At 61.0% G+C, this 17,724-nt stretch carries 19 protein-coding genes; 15 read left to right on the forward strand and 4 right to left on the reverse strand.

Annotation, left to right across the window (positions count from 1 at the left end; translation table 11 throughout):
- Positions 1–42 precede the first annotated feature (42 nt).
- From PSFL_RS09320 to PSFL_RS09335, 4 genes are read left to right on the forward strand one after another with little or no spacing between them, the layout of a single operon-like run.
- Positions 43–825, forward strand: a complete 783-nt coding sequence (locus PSFL_RS09320) for a sugar phosphate isomerase/epimerase (RefSeq protein WP_115128283.1) — start codon at positions 43–45, stop codon at positions 823–825.
- Positions 818–1,762 (forward strand): sugar kinase, encoded by a 945-nt coding sequence (locus PSFL_RS09325; RefSeq protein ID WP_115128284.1) that lies wholly within the window; start codon positions 818–820, stop codon positions 1,760–1,762. The genes PSFL_RS09320 and PSFL_RS09325 overlap by 8 nt, the downstream gene beginning before the upstream one ends.
- 57 nt (positions 1,763–1,819) lie before the next feature.
- Entirely contained in the window at positions 1,820–3,118 is a 1,299-nt protein-coding gene (locus PSFL_RS09330; protein WP_057959438.1) for an MFS transporter, read from the forward strand.
- Entirely contained in the window at positions 3,118–4,095 is a 978-nt protein-coding gene (locus PSFL_RS09335; RefSeq protein ID WP_170059194.1) for a D-glycerate dehydrogenase, read from the forward strand. The genes PSFL_RS09330 and PSFL_RS09335 overlap by 1 nt, the downstream gene beginning before the upstream one ends.
- 595 nt (positions 4,096–4,690) lie before the next feature.
- On the opposite strand, the gene PSFL_RS09340 is transcribed toward PSFL_RS09335, so the two are convergent.
- Positions 4,691–6,316, reverse strand: a complete 1,626-nt coding sequence (locus tag PSFL_RS09340; RefSeq protein WP_120733202.1) for a methyl-accepting chemotaxis protein — start codon at positions 6,314–6,316, stop codon at positions 4,691–4,693.
- A 235-nt stretch (positions 6,317–6,551) separates the two neighbouring features.
- Here PSFL_RS09340 and PSFL_RS09345 point away from each other — a divergent pair, with 235 nt between their 5' ends.
- Genes PSFL_RS09345 through PSFL_RS09355 form a run of 3 tightly spaced genes read left to right on the forward strand, consistent with a single transcriptional unit; the run spans position 6,552 to position 9,009 of the window.
- A complete protein-coding gene (locus PSFL_RS09345) occupies positions 6,552–7,979 on the forward strand; it encodes a nucleobase:cation symporter-2 family protein (protein ID WP_057444103.1) in 1,428 nt (475 codons plus the stop codon).
- Between the two features lie 8 nt (positions 7,980–7,987).
- Complete coding sequence (locus PSFL_RS09350; RefSeq protein WP_115128288.1) at positions 7,988–8,455, forward strand: LEA type 2 family protein; 468 nt, start codon at positions 7,988–7,990, stop codon at positions 8,453–8,455.
- 5 nt (positions 8,456–8,460) lie between these two features.
- The gene (locus PSFL_RS09355) at positions 8,461–9,009 is read left to right on the forward strand and encodes a GNAT family N-acetyltransferase (RefSeq protein WP_397469944.1); all 549 of its coding nucleotides are present in this window, start codon (positions 8,461–8,463) and stop codon (positions 9,007–9,009) included.
- A gap of 18 nt (positions 9,010–9,027) precedes the next feature.
- Here the strand turns inward: PSFL_RS09355 and PSFL_RS09360 are convergent, their stop codons facing one another.
- A complete protein-coding gene (locus PSFL_RS09360) occupies positions 9,028–9,279 on the reverse strand; it encodes a hypothetical protein (protein WP_038441493.1) in 252 nt (83 codons plus the stop codon).
- A 164-nt stretch (positions 9,280–9,443) separates the two neighbouring features.
- Here PSFL_RS09360 and PSFL_RS09365 point away from each other — a divergent pair, with 164 nt between their 5' ends.
- On the forward strand, positions 9,444–9,764 hold the full coding sequence (locus PSFL_RS09365; RefSeq protein ID WP_057436701.1) for a YqjD family protein: 321 nt from the start codon (positions 9,444–9,446) through the stop codon (positions 9,762–9,764).
- 39 nt (positions 9,765–9,803) lie between these two features.
- Here the strand turns inward: PSFL_RS09365 and PSFL_RS09370 are convergent, their stop codons facing one another.
- Both PSFL_RS09370 and PSFL_RS09375 read right to left on the reverse strand, forming a co-directional pair.
- Positions 9,804–10,835 carry an Ldh family oxidoreductase gene (locus tag PSFL_RS09370; RefSeq protein WP_115128290.1) on the reverse strand — a complete coding sequence of 344 codons (1,032 nt, stop codon included), beginning with the start codon at positions 10,833–10,835 and terminating at the stop codon, positions 9,804–9,806.
- A gap of 340 nt (positions 10,836–11,175) precedes the next feature.
- Positions 11,176–11,445 (reverse strand): PepSY domain-containing protein, encoded by a 270-nt coding sequence (locus tag PSFL_RS09375; protein ID WP_057436705.1) that lies wholly within the window; start codon positions 11,443–11,445, stop codon positions 11,176–11,178.
- A 151-nt stretch (positions 11,446–11,596) separates the two neighbouring features.
- On the opposite strand from PSFL_RS09375, the gene PSFL_RS09380 reads away from it, so the two are divergent.
- The 7 genes from PSFL_RS09380 (at position 11,597) to PSFL_RS09410 (ending at position 17,642) form a co-directional block, all read left to right on the forward strand.
- Positions 11,597–12,595 carry a FecR family protein gene (locus PSFL_RS09380; RefSeq protein WP_057436707.1) on the forward strand — a complete coding sequence of 333 codons (999 nt, stop codon included), beginning with the start codon at positions 11,597–11,599 and terminating at the stop codon, positions 12,593–12,595.
- A 344-nt stretch (positions 12,596–12,939) separates the two neighbouring features.
- Positions 12,940–13,401, forward strand: coding sequence for a hypothetical protein (locus PSFL_RS09385; RefSeq protein ID WP_057959431.1), 462 nt, complete (start codon positions 12,940–12,942; stop codon positions 13,399–13,401).
- Positions 13,398–13,952, forward strand: a complete 555-nt coding sequence (locus PSFL_RS09390; protein WP_057436711.1) for a hypothetical protein — start codon at positions 13,398–13,400, stop codon at positions 13,950–13,952. The genes PSFL_RS09385 and PSFL_RS09390 overlap by 4 nt, the downstream gene beginning before the upstream one ends.
- A 68-nt stretch (positions 13,953–14,020) precedes the next feature.
- Positions 14,021–14,776, forward strand: coding sequence for a hypothetical protein (locus PSFL_RS09395; RefSeq protein WP_057436713.1), 756 nt, complete (start codon positions 14,021–14,023; stop codon positions 14,774–14,776).
- Between the two features lie 65 nt (positions 14,777–14,841).
- Complete coding sequence (locus PSFL_RS09400) at positions 14,842–15,522, forward strand: C39 family peptidase (RefSeq protein ID WP_057436715.1); 681 nt, start codon at positions 14,842–14,844, stop codon at positions 15,520–15,522.
- Between the two features lie 37 nt (positions 15,523–15,559).
- Positions 15,560–16,306 carry a hypothetical protein gene (locus tag PSFL_RS09405; protein ID WP_057436717.1) on the forward strand — a complete coding sequence of 249 codons (747 nt, stop codon included), beginning with the start codon at positions 15,560–15,562 and terminating at the stop codon, positions 16,304–16,306.
- 49 nt (positions 16,307–16,355) lie between these two features.
- Positions 16,356–17,642 carry a hypothetical protein gene (locus PSFL_RS09410; RefSeq protein WP_115128291.1) on the forward strand — a complete coding sequence of 429 codons (1,287 nt, stop codon included), beginning with the start codon at positions 16,356–16,358 and terminating at the stop codon, positions 17,640–17,642.
- The last annotated feature ends 82 nt before the right edge of the window (positions 17,643–17,724 follow it).

Below are 17,724 nucleotides of genomic sequence, written 5' to 3' on the forward strand. Positions count from 1 at the left end.
TTTTTTATCTACAAATGAAACCGGTTTCAGAGATCAATAAAAATGCATAGATATCCCGTTTCCATCAGCCTTTCCAGCTACGGCGCCGACCTGGTTCGCCAGCGCGGCCAGCTGAGTTTCGTCGAGCTGCTGGCCGCTGCCGGGGCCAGGCGTATTGAATGGCGTGAAGAACTGCTGACCAGCGAACAACCCGGCGAACTGGCCCAGGCCGCCGCCGCGCAAGATCTGGAGTGTGTGTTTTCGTCGCCCCTGGAGCTGTGGGTCGCCGGGCGTGCCCAAGCCAATTCGGAGCTGGCCGCCACCCTCGACCGGGCCCAGGCGTTCGGTGCGCGCTGGTTGAAGGTTTCGCTGGGTTACTTCACCGACACCAACGACCTGCACAGCCTCAGCGCCCTGCTCAACCGCCACCCGGTGCGCTTACTGGTGGAGAACGACCAGACCCTGCACGGCGGGCGCATCGAGCCGATGCAACGCTTCTTCGATGAAGCCGAGCGCCTGGCGGTGCCGGTGAAAATGACCTTCGATATCGGCAACTGGCACTGGCAAGACCAGTCCGCACGTACCGCCGCACGCTTGCTGGGCCGGCATGTGGATTACCTGCATTGCAAGGCCGTGGCCCGCCGCGCCGACGGCAAGTTGGTAGCCCTGCCGCCCGGCAGCGCCGACCTGCATCTATGGGAACAATTGCTGCAGTTGATGCCCCAAGGTATCAGCCGCGCGGTGGAATTCCCGCTGCAAGGCGACGACTTGGTGGCGGTCACCGCCGAGCAGGTCGCCGCCCTCGCCCACCTTGGCCAACCGCGTGTGGAGAATGCCCATGTCTGAGATCGATATCCTCTCGTTCGGCGAAACCATGGCGATGTTTGTCGCCGAACAAACCGGCGACCTGGCCCAGGTCGGCCACTTCGAAAAGCGCATCGCCGGGGCCGACAGTAACGTGGCGATCGGGTTGTCACGCCTGGGCTTCAACGTCGCCTGGCTGAGCCGGGTCGGTCATGACTCATTGGGGCGGTTTGTGGTCGCGGCCCTGGAGCGTGAAGGCCTGGATTGCCGGCATGTGGCGGTGGATCCCGCGCACCCCACCGGCTTTCAGCTCAAGTCCCGGGAAGAGAGCGGCGACGATCCCCAGGTCGAGTATTTCCGGCGTGGCTCGGCGGCCAGTCACTTGTCCAGCGCCGCAATCACTCCAGAATTGCTAACGGCGCGCCATCTGCACGCCACCGGGATTCCGCCGGCGCTGTCGGACGCCACCGCCGAACTGTCGCGCGAGTTGATGAGTCAGATGCGCGCGGCCGGCCGCAGTGTGTCCTTTGACCCGAACCTGCGCCCTTCGCTATGGCCCAGCGAGCAAAAAATGATCCGCGACGTCAACGCCCTGGCCGGCCTGGCGCATTGGGTATTGCCGGGCCTGAGTGAAGGTCGGCTGCTGACCGGTTTCGAAGATCCCGGGGATATTGCCGCCTTCTACCTCGACCTGGGCGTGGAAGCCGTAGCCATCAAGCTCGGCCCCCACGGTGCCTACTACCGCAGCCAACTGGACCAGGGCTTTGTCGCCGCCGTGCCGGTGGCCAAGGTGGTGGATACGGTGGGGGCCGGCGACGGCTTTGCGGTGGGCCTGATCAGCGCCCTCCTGGAAAACCTCAGCCTGGCCCAGGCGGTACAGCGCGCCAACTGGATCGGCAGCCGCGCAGTACAGAGTCGCGGCGATATGGAAGGCCTGCCCCTGCGCGCCGACCTGCCCGCCTGGCAAAAAGCCGGCTGATCTGGACCGACAACCGTTACCTGTTGCCACAACTACAACAAGCTCAGGAGCAACCCCATGAACAACCTGAAACTCGCCACCCGCCGTTGGTGGTACATCATGCCCATCGTGTTTATCACCTACAGCCTGGCGTACCTGGACCGTGCCAACTACGGCTTCGCCGCCGCCTCCGGGATGGCCGAAGACCTGATGATCACCCCGGGCATGTCCTCGCTGCTCGGCGCGCTGTTCTTCCTCGGCTACTTTTTCTTCCAGGTACCGGGGGCGATCTATGCCCAGCGGCGTAGCGTGAAGAAACTGATTTTCGTCAGCCTGATCCTCTGGGGCGGCCTGGCGACCCTCACCGGCGTGGTGTCCAACGCCTATATGTTGATCGCCATCCGCTTTATGCTCGGGGTGGTCGAGGCCGCCGTGATGCCGGCGATGCTGGTGTACCTGTGCCACTGGTTTACCCGTGCCGAACGCTCGCGGGCCAACACCTTCCTGATCCTCGGCAACCCGGTGACCATGCTGTGGATGTCGGTGGTATCCGGCTACCTGGTACAGCATTACAGCTGGCGCTGGATGTTTATCATCGAAGGCCTGCCGGCGGTGTTCTGGGCCTTTATCTGGTGGCGCCTGGCCGATGAGCGCCCAGCCGATGCCAAGTGGCTGAGCGCTGGCGAGAAACACGACCTGGAAACCGCCCTGGCCGCCGAACAGGTCGGGCTCAAGGCTGTGAAGAACTATGCCGAAGCCTTCCGTTCGCCCAAGGTGATCATCCTCGCGCTGCAATTCTTTTGCTGGAGCATCGGCGTCTACGGCTTTGTGCTGTGGCTGCCGTCGATCCTCAAGGCCGGCCTGAAAATGGACATGGTCGAAGCCGGCTGGTTGTCGGCGCTGCCCTACCTGGCGGCGGTGATCGGCATGCTGGTGGTGTCCTGGGGCTCGGACAAGCTGCAAAAGCGTAAGCGCTTTGTATGGCCACCGCTGCTGATCGCCTCCGTGGCGTTTTATGGTTCCTACTTGTTGGGGGCCGAGCATTTCTGGTGGTCCTACACCCTGCTGGTGATCGCCGGCGCCTGCATGTATGCGCCCTACGGGCCGTTTTTTGCCATCGTCCCGGAAATCCTCCCGGCCAACGTCGCCGGCGGCGCCATGGCCTTGATCAACAGCATGGGCGCCCTCGGTTCGTTTGGCGGCTCCTACCTGGTGGGTTATCTCAATAGCAGCACCGGCTCGCCCGGTGCGTCGTACCTGCTGATGAGCGGCGCGTTGCTGCTGTCGGTGGTGCTGACGATTTTCCTCAAGACCGGTGCCCGGGAGCCGTCCCCGGCAGCACCGTTGCACTCCCTGGATTTGAAGGTAAGAACCTGATGAAAAAGCATGTCGTGCTGTACAAGAAACTGTCCGCACCGTTGATGGCCCGTTTGCATGAAGCGGCCCAGGTGACCTTGATCGAATCCCTCGACCCCGCGGGCCTGGCGCAACTGCGTGAGGCACTGCCCAGTGCCCACGGCCTGCTGGGGGCCAGCTTGCGCCTGGATGCGCAACTGCTGGACCTGGCGCCGCGCCTGGAAGCCGTGGCCAGTGTTTCGGTGGGCGTCGATAACTACGACATCGACTACCTGACCCAACGCGGCATTTTGCTCAGCAACACTCCGGATGTACTCACCGAAACCACGGCCGATACCGGCTTTGCACTGATCCTCGCCACCGCCCGACGCGTGGTGGAACTGGCCAATATGGTGCGCGCCGGCAACTGGAACCAGAACATCGGCCCCCTGCACTTTGGCAGCGATGTGCACGGCAAGACCCTGGGCATCATTGGCATGGGGCGCATTGGTGAAGCCCTGGCCCAGCGTGGGCACTTTGGCTTTGGCATGCCGGTGATTTACCACAGCCATTCGCCCAAACCTTTGGTGGAGCAGCGTTTCGGCGCGCGGTACTGCAGCTTGCCGGAGTTGCTGCAACACGCTGACTTTGTTTGCCTGACGTTGCCGTTGACTGCACAGACTCAGGGGTTGATTGGCGCCAAGGAATTCGCCCAGATGGGCCCGGAGACGATTTTCATCAATATCTCCCGGGGCAAGGTAGTGGATGAGGCGGCACTGATCGAAGCCCTGCAACAGCGCACGATCCGCGCGGCGGGGCTGGATGTGTTTGAGCGTGAGCCGTTGAACCACGACTCGCCGTTGCTGCGTTTGAACAACGTGGTGGCGACACCGCATATCGGCTCGGCCACCCACGAGACCCGTGAAGCGATGGCGCGGTGTGCGGTGGATAATCTGCTGGCGGCGTTGGCGGGCGAGCGGCCGAAAAACCTGGTCAATTCCAGCGTATGGAAAGCCTGACAGCCCGACCCAACGCCCGTGTGTCGGCCACCGGAAACAGTGGCTGGACCACCGCTATCGCGGGCAAGCCCGCTCCCACAGGGATGTTCGTCGGGGCAGAAGTCTGGGCCACACCATCAATCAAATATGGGAGCCTGACAGCCCGACCCAACGCCCGTGTGTCGGCCACCGAAAACAGTGACCGGACCACCGCTATCGCGGGCAAGCCCGCTCCCACAGAGATGTTCGGCGGGGCAGAAGTCTGGGCCACACCATCAATCAAATGTGGGAGCCTGACAGCCCGATCCAATGCCCGTGTGTCGGCCACCGAAAACAGTGACCGGACCACCGCTATCGCGGGCAAGCCCGCTCCCACAGGGATGTTCGGCGGGGCAGAAGTCTGGGCCACACCATCAATCAAATGTGGGAGCCTGACAGCCCGATCCAATGCCCGTGTGTCAGCCACCGAAAACAGTGGCTGGCATACCGCTATCGCGGGCAAGCCCGCTCCCACAGGGATGTTCGGCGGGGCAGAAGTCTGGGCCACACCATCAATCAAATGTGGGAGCTGGCTTGCCTGCGATAGCGGTATGCCAGCCACCCAAGTCCTCCCTGCTTAGATCACAAACCGCGCCACCATCGCATTCAAATCCACCGCCAGGCGCGACAGTTCATGACTGGCGGCGCTGGTCTGGTTGGCCCCGGCCGCCGACTGCGTCGCCAGGTCGCGGATATTCACCAGGTTACGGTCCACTTCGCGGGACACTTGGGCCTGCTCTTCGGACGCGCTGGCAATCACCAGGTTGCGCTCGTTGATCAGGCTGATGGACTGGGTGATCTGCTCCAGTGCCACGCCGGCGGCGCGGGCCATTTCCAGGGTGCTTTGGGTGCGCTGGTTGCTCTGCTGCATGGACTGCACCGCTTCCCCCGTGCCGTTCTGGATCCCGGCCACCATTTTCTCGATCTCCTGGGTCGACTGCTGGGTACGATGGGCCAGGGCACGCACTTCGTCGGCCACCACGGCAAACCCGCGCCCGGCCTCACCGGCACGTGCGGCTTCGATGGCGGCATTGAGGGCCAGTAAGTTGGTCTGCTCGGCAATCGCGCGGATCACGTCCAGCACCTTGCCGATATCCCGGCCCTGGGTCGCCAGGCCTTCGATCAGCACCGAAGTATCCTGCACGTCCTGGGTCATGGTCTGGATCGCGCCCACGGTTTCCACCACACGATCGCGCCCTTCCCGCGCGGCCTGGTTCGACTGGGTCGAGGCTTCTGAGGTGGACACCGCATTGCGCGCGACTTCTTCCACGGCCGCGGTCATTTCATTGACGGCAGTGGCGGCCTGGTCGATTTCATTGTTTTGCTGCTGCAAGCCCTTGGAGGCTTCCTCGGTCACCGCGCTCAGCTCTTCGGCCGCCGACGCCAGTTGAGTGGCTGAACCGGCAATATGCTGGATGGTCTGGCGCAGGTTGTTCTGCATGGTAGCCAGGGCACCGATCAGGCGCGCCGGCTCATCCTGGCCGTCGTCCGCAATGACCTTGCTCAGGTCGCCGCTGGAGATGGTTTCGGCGGCGGCCACCGCCTTGCGCAGCGGTGTGACGATGCTGCGGGTCAACAACCAGGCAAGCAATACGGTCATCAGCGCCGCCACCACCGACACCGCGACAATTCCGCTGATGGCATCGCTGTAGCTGCGCCCGGCGTCTTCCCCGGCCTGTTTGGCATTGGCGGCGTTGATCGCAATCAGCTTATTGAGTTGCTCGCCCATCTGATCCGTACCGTCTTTGATCCGGCTATTGATCAGGGCCCGCATCTCCTCGACTTTGTTCTGCTGGGACAGCGTCAGCATTTCAGCCTGGGCCTTGAGGTAGTTGTCCAGCGTGGCGGCAAAAGTCTTGTACAGCGCAGCTTCTTCAGCGCCGGCCGGCAGCGCGGCGTAACCCGCCTGGGCCTGGCGCGCCTTGTCGACCAGCACGCCGATGCGCACCTGGGCCTCCTGCAGGGCGACCGGTTCGCGATTGACCAGGACCCGAAACGACAGAATGCGCAGGCGCAACACGTTCTCGGTCATATTGGCCAGGTAACCGACACTCGGCAGTTGGTTAGCCCCCATATCCAGCGCGGCCTGGCGAATCAGCGTCATACGGTTGACGGCAAACACCCCCAGAACAATCACAAGCAACGCAATAAACGCAAAACCGAGAAACGCCCGAGGTGCGATATTCAAATTACGGAGGGACATAGGAAAGCTCTCAAGAAGGGATGGCTGCGAGCGTCCTTGCCGCGACACGGTCACTCAGCGTCAACGCGCGGAGATAACGGTTCGGCGCCACTGTTATAAAGGTTGTGTGGGCCTATAGGAGGTATCGGCAGACTTGAGGTTTTTTTGCGGGGCTTGGAGAAATATTTTTTCACACTTTTGACAGTGGACGCTTTCTGGCATCCTGCGCGTCCATTTTCTAACCCGAGCACGTATCTTGTCTGACGCTCAAGCCCCCCGCCCCCGTTATAAATCGGACCTGATCTACGGTCTGGAAGACCGCCCGCACTTCACCGCTGCGGTATTTGCCGCCCTGCAGCACGTGCTCGCCAGCTTCGTCGGGATCATTACCCCGACCCTGATCGTCGGTGGTGTGCTGGGCCTGGAAAGCGAAGTGCCCTACCTGGTCAGCATGGCGCTGTTCGTCTCCGGCCTGGGCACGTTTGTCCAGGCGCGGCGCTTCGGCCCCGTGGGTTCGGGCTTGCTGTGCCTGCAAGGCACGAGCTTCTCGTTTATCAGCGTGATCCTCAGTGCCGGCTTCATGGTCAAGGCCCGGGGCGGCGGTACCGATGAAATTCTCTCGACGATCTTTGGCATCTGCTTTTTTGCCGCATTTATCGAAGTGGTGCTCAGCCAGTTCATCGGCAAGTTGCGCAAGCTGATCACGCCGGTGGTCACCGGCACCATCATCACCTTGATGGGGCTGTCGCTGATCAAGGTCGCCGTGACCGACATGGCCGGCGGCTATGGCGCGGCAGACCTGGGCGCAGCCGGCAATATGGGGCTGGCGGCCCTGGTGTTGCTGACTATCGTGGTGCTTAACCGCTTCAATAACCCGTTCCTGCGTTTGGGCTCGATTGTCATCGGCCTGACCCTGGGTTTTGTGGTGGCCTGGTGGCTGGGGCGTGTCGATCTGGCGGCATTGCCCCAGGTACCGCTGGTCAGCGTGCCGGTGCCGTTCAAGTACGGGTTCTCGTTCGACTGGGTGGCGTTTATTCCGGTGGCGGTGATCTTCCTGATTTCCCCCCTGGAAGCAGCCGGCGACCTGACCGCCAACTCGATGATTTCCCAGCAACCGGTCAAGGGCCCGCTGTATATCAAGCGCATCAAGTCCGGCCTGCTGGCCGATGGCCTGAACTCGGTAATGGCCGCCACTTTCAATAGCCTGCCGATGGTGACCTTCGCCCAGAACAACGGGGTGATCCAGTTGACCGGCGTGGCCAGCCGCTATGTGGCGTATTTCATTGCCGGGCTGCTGGTATTGCTGGGTCTGTTTCCGATGATTGGCGCGGTGCTGCAATTGATGCCTAAGCCGGTGCTGGGTGGCGCGACCCTGATCATGTTCGGCACGGTGGCGGTGGCCGGGATCAAGATCCTTGCCGAAGCCGGCCTGCATCGGCGCAATGTGCTGATCGTGGCGATTTCCCTGGGGATGGGCCTGGGCGTGGCGGCAGTACCGGAAGTGCTGCGCGAGCTGCCCAAGGCCTTGCACAACATCTTCGAGTCGCCGATTACCGTCGGTGCCTTCTGTGCGATCCTGCTGAACATTTTCCTGCCTGAAGAGTTCATAGAGCTGGAAGAAGATGAATTTGACCCGGAAGCCTCTACCCTCAAGGTCATGCAGGATCCGGAACCCACGAAATAGGAACCCTTATGCGCAGATTGATCGGCCTGACCCTGTCTCTGATATTGCTCAGCCTGAGCGCCTGCGCTTTGTTCCCCAACCGCGACCCGCTGCATATCAATGTGGTGGGAATCGAGCCGCTGCAAAGCCAGGATCTGGAAGTGCGCTTCGCGGTCAAGTTGCGGGTGCAGAACCCCAACGAAACCGCGATCGACTACAACGGCGTGGCGCTGGACCTGGAGGTCAATGGCCGGCCGCTGGCGGCTGGGGTGAGTGATCAACAGGGATCCATCCCGCGCTTTTCCGAGACCGTTCTGACCGTCCCGGTCAGCGTTTCAGCGTTTTCGGTGTTGCGTCAGACCCTGGGCCTGAGCCAGACCCAGGGTTTGAACAACCTGCCCTATGTATTGCGCGGCAAGCTGGCGGGCGGGTTGTTTGGCACGATGCGCTTTGTCGATCGTGGCACCCTGGACCTGCCCAACACCGTGACCTGGTAAATAGCATGGACAGCTTGCCCACCCTGTACACCGAACGCCTGATCCTGCAACCGCTGACCCTGGACGACGCCGAGGGCATACAGCAGCAGTTTCCCCACTGGGAAGTGGTGCGCTACCTCAATGCCCTGGTGCCCTGGCCCTACCCGGCCGATGGTGCGCGCAGTTACCTGGAACAGGTGGTCTTGCCTGCCATGGCCCAGGGCCGCGAGTGGCATTGGTCGATCCGCCTGCGCGAGGCCCCCGGGCAGTTGATCGGCAATGTGAGCCTGATGGATGAGCTGGACAACAACCGGGGCTTCTGGCTCGCGCCGCAATGGCAGGGCCAGGGATTGATGAGCGAAGCCAGCGCGGCAGTGACCGCGTATTGGTTCACGGTGCTTGGGCGCCCCGTGCTGCGGGTGCCCAAGGCAGCGCCGAACCTGGGCTCACGCAGGCTTTCCGAAAAAACCGGGATGCGCTTGATCCGCACGGAAGAAGGGCAGTTCGTGGAGGGGGCGTTCCCCAAGGACATCTGGGAAATCACCCGCGAAGAATGGTTGAAACAACCCCTGTAGGCACCGATCAGCCCGTGCTTACTTGGCGGCCATCAGGCGATTGACTTCACTGCGCACCATGTTGGCAAATTCCGGCGGTGACATGCCGTCCAGCTCGGAACGCACCCATTCGGCCCATTTACCCTTGCGCTTGGCGCGCTCGCCAAACAACCGTGCGCCCTCGCCCTTGGCCTTGCCCAGGTTGCTTTGCCACAGGTCATACAGACGGGACTTTTCATCTTCAAGCGCGGCGCGCTCGGCGAGGGGCTTGTTGGCCAGATTGAAGCTCATGTGGATTTACCTGCTGCACAAATAGGTGACATCTTACACTGTAGGTCGAAAGGTCCGAATTCGGATTTTTCATCGGCCCGATGCCGGGCGAAAAAAAACTGCAACTTTTAGCCTGCTGCAAGACTCCATTGTTCACTGCCCACTTACCCGCAAGGAGCTACTCAATGGCCCGTAAAACCGCCGCCCAAGCTGTCGAAGAGCAAATCAAGGACCAGGCGTTCAGCGAACTCCAGGCCCTGATCGAAGAGTCCGACAAACTGCTCAAGAGCAGCGCGTCGCTGGTGGGAGAAGAAGGTGAAACCCTGCGCGAGCAGGTCGCGATCAAACTCAAGCAAGCCCTGGATTCGGTGTCCAACGTGCGTGAGCGCAGCAAGCCGGTGGTGGATGCCACCGAAACCTATATCGGTGGCCACCCTTGGCAGACCGTAGCCATTTCCGCCGGCTTCGGCCTGGTGGTTGGCTTGCTGCTGGGCCGTCGCAACTGATGGATGCCTGGGTCGGTGCGGGTCAGCCCGCACCGCCCTTCAGCCCCGCGCTAATTCGCGCAACCGGGCCAGTTCGCCCCCACCGAGCATAATCCCCTCCCGTTCTGCCTTGGCCCGTGTGCGATGACGCCGGTCGCCGGGCAAGCGCCGCAACCCTGCCGCATGCATCTGTCGCACCAGTTCCTGGCTGCGCTGGGCAAAGTCCTGCCCCGCAGTTTTACTGGGGTCGATCACAATCAGTAGCTGGCCGGTCCAGGGAGTCTTGGCGCCCGGGTGGTTCGACCAGTCGAATTCAAACGAGAAATTCCCCCCGGTCAGGGCCGCCGCCAGCAACTCCACCATCATCGACAACGCCGACCCCTTGTGCCCGCCAAACGGCAACAGCGCGCCGCCTTCAAGGATCGCCTTGGGGTCCTGGGTCGGCTGCCCCAGGCTGTCGACCCCGGTGCCCGGCGGCACACGCTCACCCTGACGGGCGGCAATCTGCACATCGCCATGGGCGATGGCGCTGGTGGCCAGGTCAAACACAATCGGCGGCCCATCGGCACGTGGTGCGGCGAACGCGATGGGGTTGGTGCCGAACAGCGGGCGATCGGCGCCATGTGGCACCACGCAAGTCATGCTATTGACCACGCTGAGGGCCACCAGACCTTCTTCGGCAAACGGTTCGACATCCGGCCATAACGCGGCAAAGTGATGGGAGTTACGGATCGCCAGTACCGCGATACCGGCGCTGCGGGCCTTGGCCACCAATAACGGGCGCGCGGCGGCCAGGGCCGGCTGGGCAAAACCATTGGCGGCGTCCACACGCACGAAACCCGAGGCCACATCCTCGACCACTGGCACCGCCTGGCCGTTGACCCAGCCGCTGTCCAGGGTCGAGACATAGCCCGGTATGCGAAACACCCCGTGGCTGTGCGCCCCATCCCGCTCGGCGCGGGCGCAGTTGTCGGCCAATACGCGGGCAACCTCAGGCGAGGCGCCATGCCGGCTGAAAATATCCTTGAGCAGCGTCACAAGCTCAGTGAAGCCAATTGAAGTAGTCACGGCAGTGGTGGGTGTGGCTGACATCTGAAGCTCCGGAATTGTTATTGGAGGGGGCAACAGCCTGCTGGATTTCGCTCGTTGATTAACAACGCGCGACAAGTGGGCTGTCAACCACCGACGCGGCTTCAGCGCTATTTAACAAACGCCGGGCAGTGCCGGAGAGCGTTAGCACACAATGGGAAAAAGGCCGTAAAGGCACGATGGGAAACCGTCAAGCGGGTGCTCGACGGTTCCGTCTATGTGCTGAGTTCGCCGCCTGGCAAGCGAATGTTGACTCGGCGGCGCTCATGATCAGTCGCCCGGGACGTCAGTGGGACCCGACGCCTTCAATCGAAGGGATTCGATGAACTGATCCGGTGGGGGGTCAGTCTTTCTGGTCACGCAACACATTGCCCGAAGCACCGTCGATGCGGACCTCATAGACAACACCGTCCGCCTTGCGACCTTTTACTTCCCAGTAACCGTTGTCGTCCGCTTCGGCCTGGTAGACCTCAATGTAACCGGCCTTGGTCTTGGCGGTTTCAATGGCTTTCTCGATGGTAATCCAGCCGGCTCCCGGCTTGTCGGCCAGAGCGGCGCCTGCACCGAGCAAAGTGGCAGTGGCAAGCATGGCAGTGAGGGTTTTCTTCAGCATTTTCTTACTCCGTTATAGAGAATGACTTACAGATCCAGATTTTTAGGGTGTTTGCAGGACGAATTAGTTCCACATTGATGCTCATTCGCCATGATGGCTGTTCTCGGCACCCTGCCCGGAAGGTTAGAATGTAGGAAATCAGGAAGCACCAATGACCCAGCAGCCCCTTTCAGAAGCCGAATATGACGCCGTCACCGATGCTGCCGCGCATTGGTGTATGCGCCTGCATGCTTTTGATTGCACGGCGGCCGAACGCCAGGCGTTCGAAGAGTGGCACGACGCGCATCCCCTGCATGCTTTCGAATATGCGGCCATGCTGGAAATCTGGGATGTGGCCGACCATTTGCCACGCAGCAACGTGCCCTCCCCGCCCCCGGTGCAGGTCCCGCCACCCAGCCGCTGGCGCACCTATGCAGTGGCTGCCGCCATCTCGTTGATGGCCCTGCCCCTGGCCGCTTTCACGGGCTGGGAAGCGGGTTGGCTGCCCAGTTCCTATGAGCATTACCTCGCCGAAGACGGCTTGCGCCAGGTGACCCTGGCCGATGGCAGCGAAGTGGAACTGAACCTGGGCACCGAGCTGGTCTACAGCAACTATAAAGATGAGCGCCGGGCCACCCTGAAAAAAGGTGAAGCGTTCTTTAAGGTCAGCCATGACCGCGAACACCCGTTTGTGGTGCGCGCCGGTACCGGGCAGATCCGAGTGACAGGCACCCAGTTCAACGTCTGGAAATACGACGACCAGGTGCGGGTCATGTTGCTGGAGGGTTCGGTGAAGATCAGCAGCGATGCCAGCCACAGCGGCGTGAGCCTCACTCCCGGAATGCAGGCCAGTTACCACGGGGGCGATGCGCAACCACAGCTACAGGCATTCAACCCCCATGATCCGGCGCTGGCCTGGCGCACCGGCAAGTTGATCCTCGACAACCTGGCACTGGTGGATGCCCTGCCCCTGATCAACCGTTACCTGAGCAAACCGGTGATGCTGGCCGATACCGGTACCGGCAATATCCGTATTGGCGGGATCTACGATATCCATGAAGTCACCCACCTGGTGTCGTCCCTGCCCAAGGTACTGCCGGTCTACCTGACCCAGAACCAGGATGGCAACACCGTTCTCAACTCGATACCGCGCAAAGTCCCCAAGACCTGACCTTCGCCAAGGCAGCACGGCGTGCATTGCCGGGCAACTGTGCGCGCCGCACTGTCCACTTTTGAAACACCCATCACCGCGCAACGCCCCTCTGGCTGTGGATTCATCGGTTCGTCATCAATAGTGTTGCATTGCTGAAACACCCTCTTCCCACCAGTCTGCTTATGCCAGGTACCGGTCATTCCCCGGTGTCCCGTCTCAGGCCTGATACACCTCGCCCTACGCCCGCCCCGCCAGAAGCCCCAAGTCATTGAAAAACAAGTCAATATAAAAAGCGGCACAGCTCCTGCTCTATTCCTAACAGCGCTGTTTAGGGTCAGCGTCACAGAACAAGGAATGATGCCGTGGCAACTCTCAATCAAGGCTCACTGAGCCTCCTGCTGATCAGCTGTGTACTCAGCGCCAGTGTGAGCGTGCCCGCCCTCGCCGAAAACGGCGTCATCGTTACCGGGCGCAACGTCCAAGGCCATATGGCCGGGCGTTCTTCCTTCGGACCGGATCCTTATCCCACTACGGCCAATGCCAATCCTGGCGCGCAGATTCTACGCTCGACGACTAACGGCGAACTCAGCGACAACGACTTCGCAGGGGTCAGCAGTGGTTCCAGCATCACTCGATCCATCCTGCCCAATGGCACCCTCCCTGGCTTGAGCACCACCCATGGCAGCAGCGCCTCCGGGCTGGGTGCCGGCGCGGCTGCGGGCCATAGCGGTGGCAGCAGCCTGGGCGGACAGATCAGCGGGACGATTGAGCGTGGCATGGCCCCGCTGAACAACATCGGCAGCCTGATGGGAGGCCAGCAATGAAGCGCTCGTGGCTGATGCTCGCCGTGCTGGGTAGCTGCGCCGCGATGGCAGACAGCAATAACAACGCGCTTATCGACAGCTCCGGCCAGCAGTACAGCGGCGTTGCTTCAATCAACCAGGCCGCCGGCAACCAGCAACAACAGATCAATAGCCGTGCGATTACGGTCGGTGGCCAATCCACTGACGTACTGGTGCAGCGGCTCGATGGCCAGGTCGACCCGTCCCTGAATGCCAGCGCGGCGATCCAGGGTTCATCTTTCAGCAATGGCAACGGTGTACTGGGCGTCAACCAGTCGGCCGGGGCCAACAACCAGACAATCAATGCGGTGCGGATCAGCATCAACCCAGGCCCGCAAAGCATTGATGACAGCGTCCTGTCGCAACAGAACATGACGCTGCTACCAGACTCCCGATCCTCCTCTACCACTGGCAGCCGCCAGGTCGTTACCAGCGACCAGGCCTTCACCGGCAGCCGTGGAGTGGTACAGGTGAATCAGAGTGCAGGGGTGGGGAACCGCATGGCTAACACCCTCGGTATCACTATCAAGTAACTGCTTGATAGGTGTTTGTTAGGCCGTACCAACACTTAACCAACTAATTAGAAGCAAGGAGATACACCATGAAACCTACAATGGCTCTCAAACCACTGGTTTTTGCTCTGGCTGCGCTCATGGCTGTTGCTGCACAAGCTAGTGAAGATAAGTGGAAGCCAACCCCTGCCCCTAGCGGCACCGTGGCAGCCGTCGTGACCGACACTCAACTGAGCAAAGACAACAAGTTCGACGACACCAAAACCAACAACGACGCCTCGGCCAACCGCTCGCTGAACAGCAGCGACGGTAACCTGGGCGCCAACGTTGCCGCAGGCAGTGGTAACCAACAAGACAACAGCGCTGCCATCACCAGCAGTGCTGCCAAGGACGCCCTGGCGGTTTTCGCGATCGTAGACGTCGAGCAAACATCCAAAGACAACAAGTTCACCAACAAAGGCACGCAAAACGATGCTTCGCTGAACAACTCGGCGAACAACAGCTCGGGTAACGTGGGTGTCAACGTCACCGCAGGCCAAGGCAACCAGCAGAAAAACAACCTGGCAATCGTAACCTCCGATGGCAAAAACATTGGCGCTGCGGCCGTCACCAGCCAGGAATCGTTGAACAACACCTTCCTCAACACTGCTTCGGCTGGCAAAGGCTACGGCAACTGGGGCAAGACCTACGTCAACAACGATGCCTCCATCAACCACTCGGGCAACAATGCTTCCGGCAACATCGGAATCAACGTGTCCGCGGGTTCTGGCAACCAGCAATCCAACTCCCTGTCCCTGGGCAGCGGTTGCACCCAGTGCGCAGCTGGCAGCGGCGTACGCTTCTGACCTGACGCAGAGGGCCTTGGCAACAAGGCCCTTTTTTATTCCCGTGCCCACCCGGTCATTCGATCATGCGCCTCGCGACCCTGTGCCTGCTGTTAACCCTCACCGGCCCTTCCTGGGCTGGGCAAATGGCGATTTCCGCCATGCCCGGCGGTGCGGTGATTTTCAAGAAGGTCGAGAGCATCCGCGAGCGACGGTTCGCCAACCTGGTGGAACAGAAAACCGATTTCAGCTGCGGTGCCGCAGCACTCGCCACCATCCTGCGCCAGGGCTACTGGCTGGATGTTGATGAAGAACACGTCATCAAGGGCATGCTGGTCAACGCCGACCAGGACCTGGTACGCACCCAGGGCTTTTCCATGCTGGACATGAAGCGCTACCTCGAAAGCATTGGCATGCGGGCCAGGGGCTACAAGATCGGGGCTGACACCCTGACAACGGTGAAGATCCCGGTGGTGGTGCTCCTGGATATCCGTGGCTACAAGCACTTTGTGGTGATGCAGCGGGCAGAGAAAGACTGGATCTATATCGGCGACCCGGTACTGGGCAACAAACGCTACTCGCGGGACGACTTCCTCGCCGGATGGAACGGCATCGTGTTTGCGGTGCTGGGTGAAGGCTACGACAAGGCCAACGCCCTGCTCGATCCGCCGATACCGTTGACCGCCAAGGGCAAAATGAACGAGTTCCGGCCCGTGGGCGACGCCGAGCTGATGGACTTCGGTTTCATCCAGAGCGACTTCTTCTAGAAGCGCCATAAGGAGCAGGAAGCTCCAGGAGCAGATGATGAACACTTACCGTTGGCTGACGGTCCTGTGCCTGGCAGCCTCAATGCCCGCTTATGCAGCCTCGGCGTTCAAGCCGATTGAAATAAATGATGCTGAACTGGCCCAACTGCGCGGCCGCTTCGTCATGCCGGGGCGGATTGTCAGCTTCGGTATTGTGATGAGCACCACCTGGACCAACGCCGCAGGCGATACCAGCACCGTCAAGGCCAACATGCAGATCGACTCCTCCACCATCACGCCGCAGTTCTATGTGCAGACTACCGGCGAGACCGGCAAAGGCAGCGACCGCCCCACGGGGACCGGTACGGTCATCGGCGGCTCCGGGCTGGGTACCGGCGCCGGCGTGACACAAACCGTACGCGCCGCGGGCGATGGCAATACGGCCTATAACAACGTCGGGATCAATGTCAGTGAGAACGGCCTGGCGCCCGCCAATCTGGTGCAGTCGGGCCAGGTCCTGGTCGCTGGCGGTTCGATCTCTGGTAATAGCGCCGCTGGCAAGGTGAGTGTTTCTGCCAATAACGGCGGCCTGCAGATGGCGATCCAGGCCAACCATAATCAGGGCAGCGCCGTGCAGCAGATCGGCGGCGGCAATGTGCTGCAAGGCACGATTCTGCAAGGCAATAGCAACTTCGTTAATAACATGACCCAACTGAATGTCGTGCTCGGTAGCAACGGACTAAACAACGTGGCACTGAACTGCAACCTGGACCAACTCAAGGGTCTACGCACTCTCGGTTATTGAACTACGCTGACCCTCGACACTTACGCATTAGAAAAGGACGGCTTATTTCATGCATCGAACGTTATCGCTACGCGCCGTTGTTTGTTTAAGTACGCTCTTGCCCGCGAGCTTGTTGTACGCAGCGCCAGACGCCGATATAGAAACCCTCAAACAGGAACTGCTGGAACTCAAGCAACGCTACGAAGTACAGCAAAAAGCCCTGGCGGTCCTGGAGCAACGGGTGCGCCAGGTCGAAGACCAGCCCGCAGTACCCGCGCCCAAGCGCCTGGCCAAGTCACCTGCAGATTTCAAGCAAAGCGGCAGTACGGTGGCCGCCAGTGGCACCGGCGGTGCAACCGGCAGTTCCTATGGGCAGGCACTCAAGGATGATTCGGCGCCGGCACAGAGTGTCAGCAACCTCTATAACGAGGCCAGCGGGTTCTTTGGCAATGGCAAGTTCAGCTTTGAGACGGGCATTACCTACGCTCGCTACGATGCCCGGCAATTGACCCTCAATGGCTTCCTGGCACTGGACTCGATCTTCCTCGGCAATATCAACCTGGATCGCATCAAGGCGGATAACTGGACCCTGGACATGACGGGCCGCTACAACGTCGATAACCGTTGGCAGTTCGACGTCAACGTCCCCGTGGTGTACCGCGAATCGACCTATCAGTCCGGGGGCGCCAATGGTGGCGCGGGGACCGCGACTTCAGAGGAGTCGGTCAGTCGCGACCCGACCATCGGCGACGTCAACTTCGGGGTTGCCTACAAGTTCCTCGATGAATCCCCCTCCCTGCCGGACGCCGTACTCTCGGTACGGGTCAAGGCGCCGACCGGCAAGGAACCGTTCGGTATCAAGCTGGTACGCTCGCCTTCCAACACCAACCTCTATGTGCCGGAGAACCTGCCAACCGGCAATGGCGTTTGGTCGGTGACCCCGGGGATTTCCCTGGTCAAGACCTTCGATCCAGCCGTGCTGTTCGGCTCGCTCTCCTACACCCACAACTTCGAAGATTCGTTTGACGACATCAGCTCCACGGTCAACGAAAAAGTCGGCGGCAAGGTACGCCTGGGCGACAGCTTCCAGTTCGGTGTCGGCGTGGCATTTGCCTTGAACGAGCGTATGAGTATGTCGTTCTCGGTGTCTGACCTGATCCAGCGCAAGAGTAAGCTCAAACCCGACGGTGGCGATTGGCAGTCGGTTGTGTCCAGTGACGCCAACGCGGGCTACTTCAACGTCGGCATGACCATTGCCGCCAGCGAAAACCTGACCATCGTGCCCAACCTGGCCATCGGCATGACAGATGACGCACCGGACTTCACCTTCAGCCTGAAATTCCCGTACTACTTCTAAACGCGCCTACAGGGAGTGGTGAGTTTGAGATAAGGAAAAGCCCCGCCGCGATAAGGGTCGCGACGGGGCTTTTTTTACCCGC

The organism is Pseudomonas sp. DD1 (assembly GCF_044510355.1).
GTDB lineage: Bacteria > Pseudomonadota > Gammaproteobacteria > Pseudomonadales > Pseudomonadaceae > Aquipseudomonas > Aquipseudomonas shahriarae.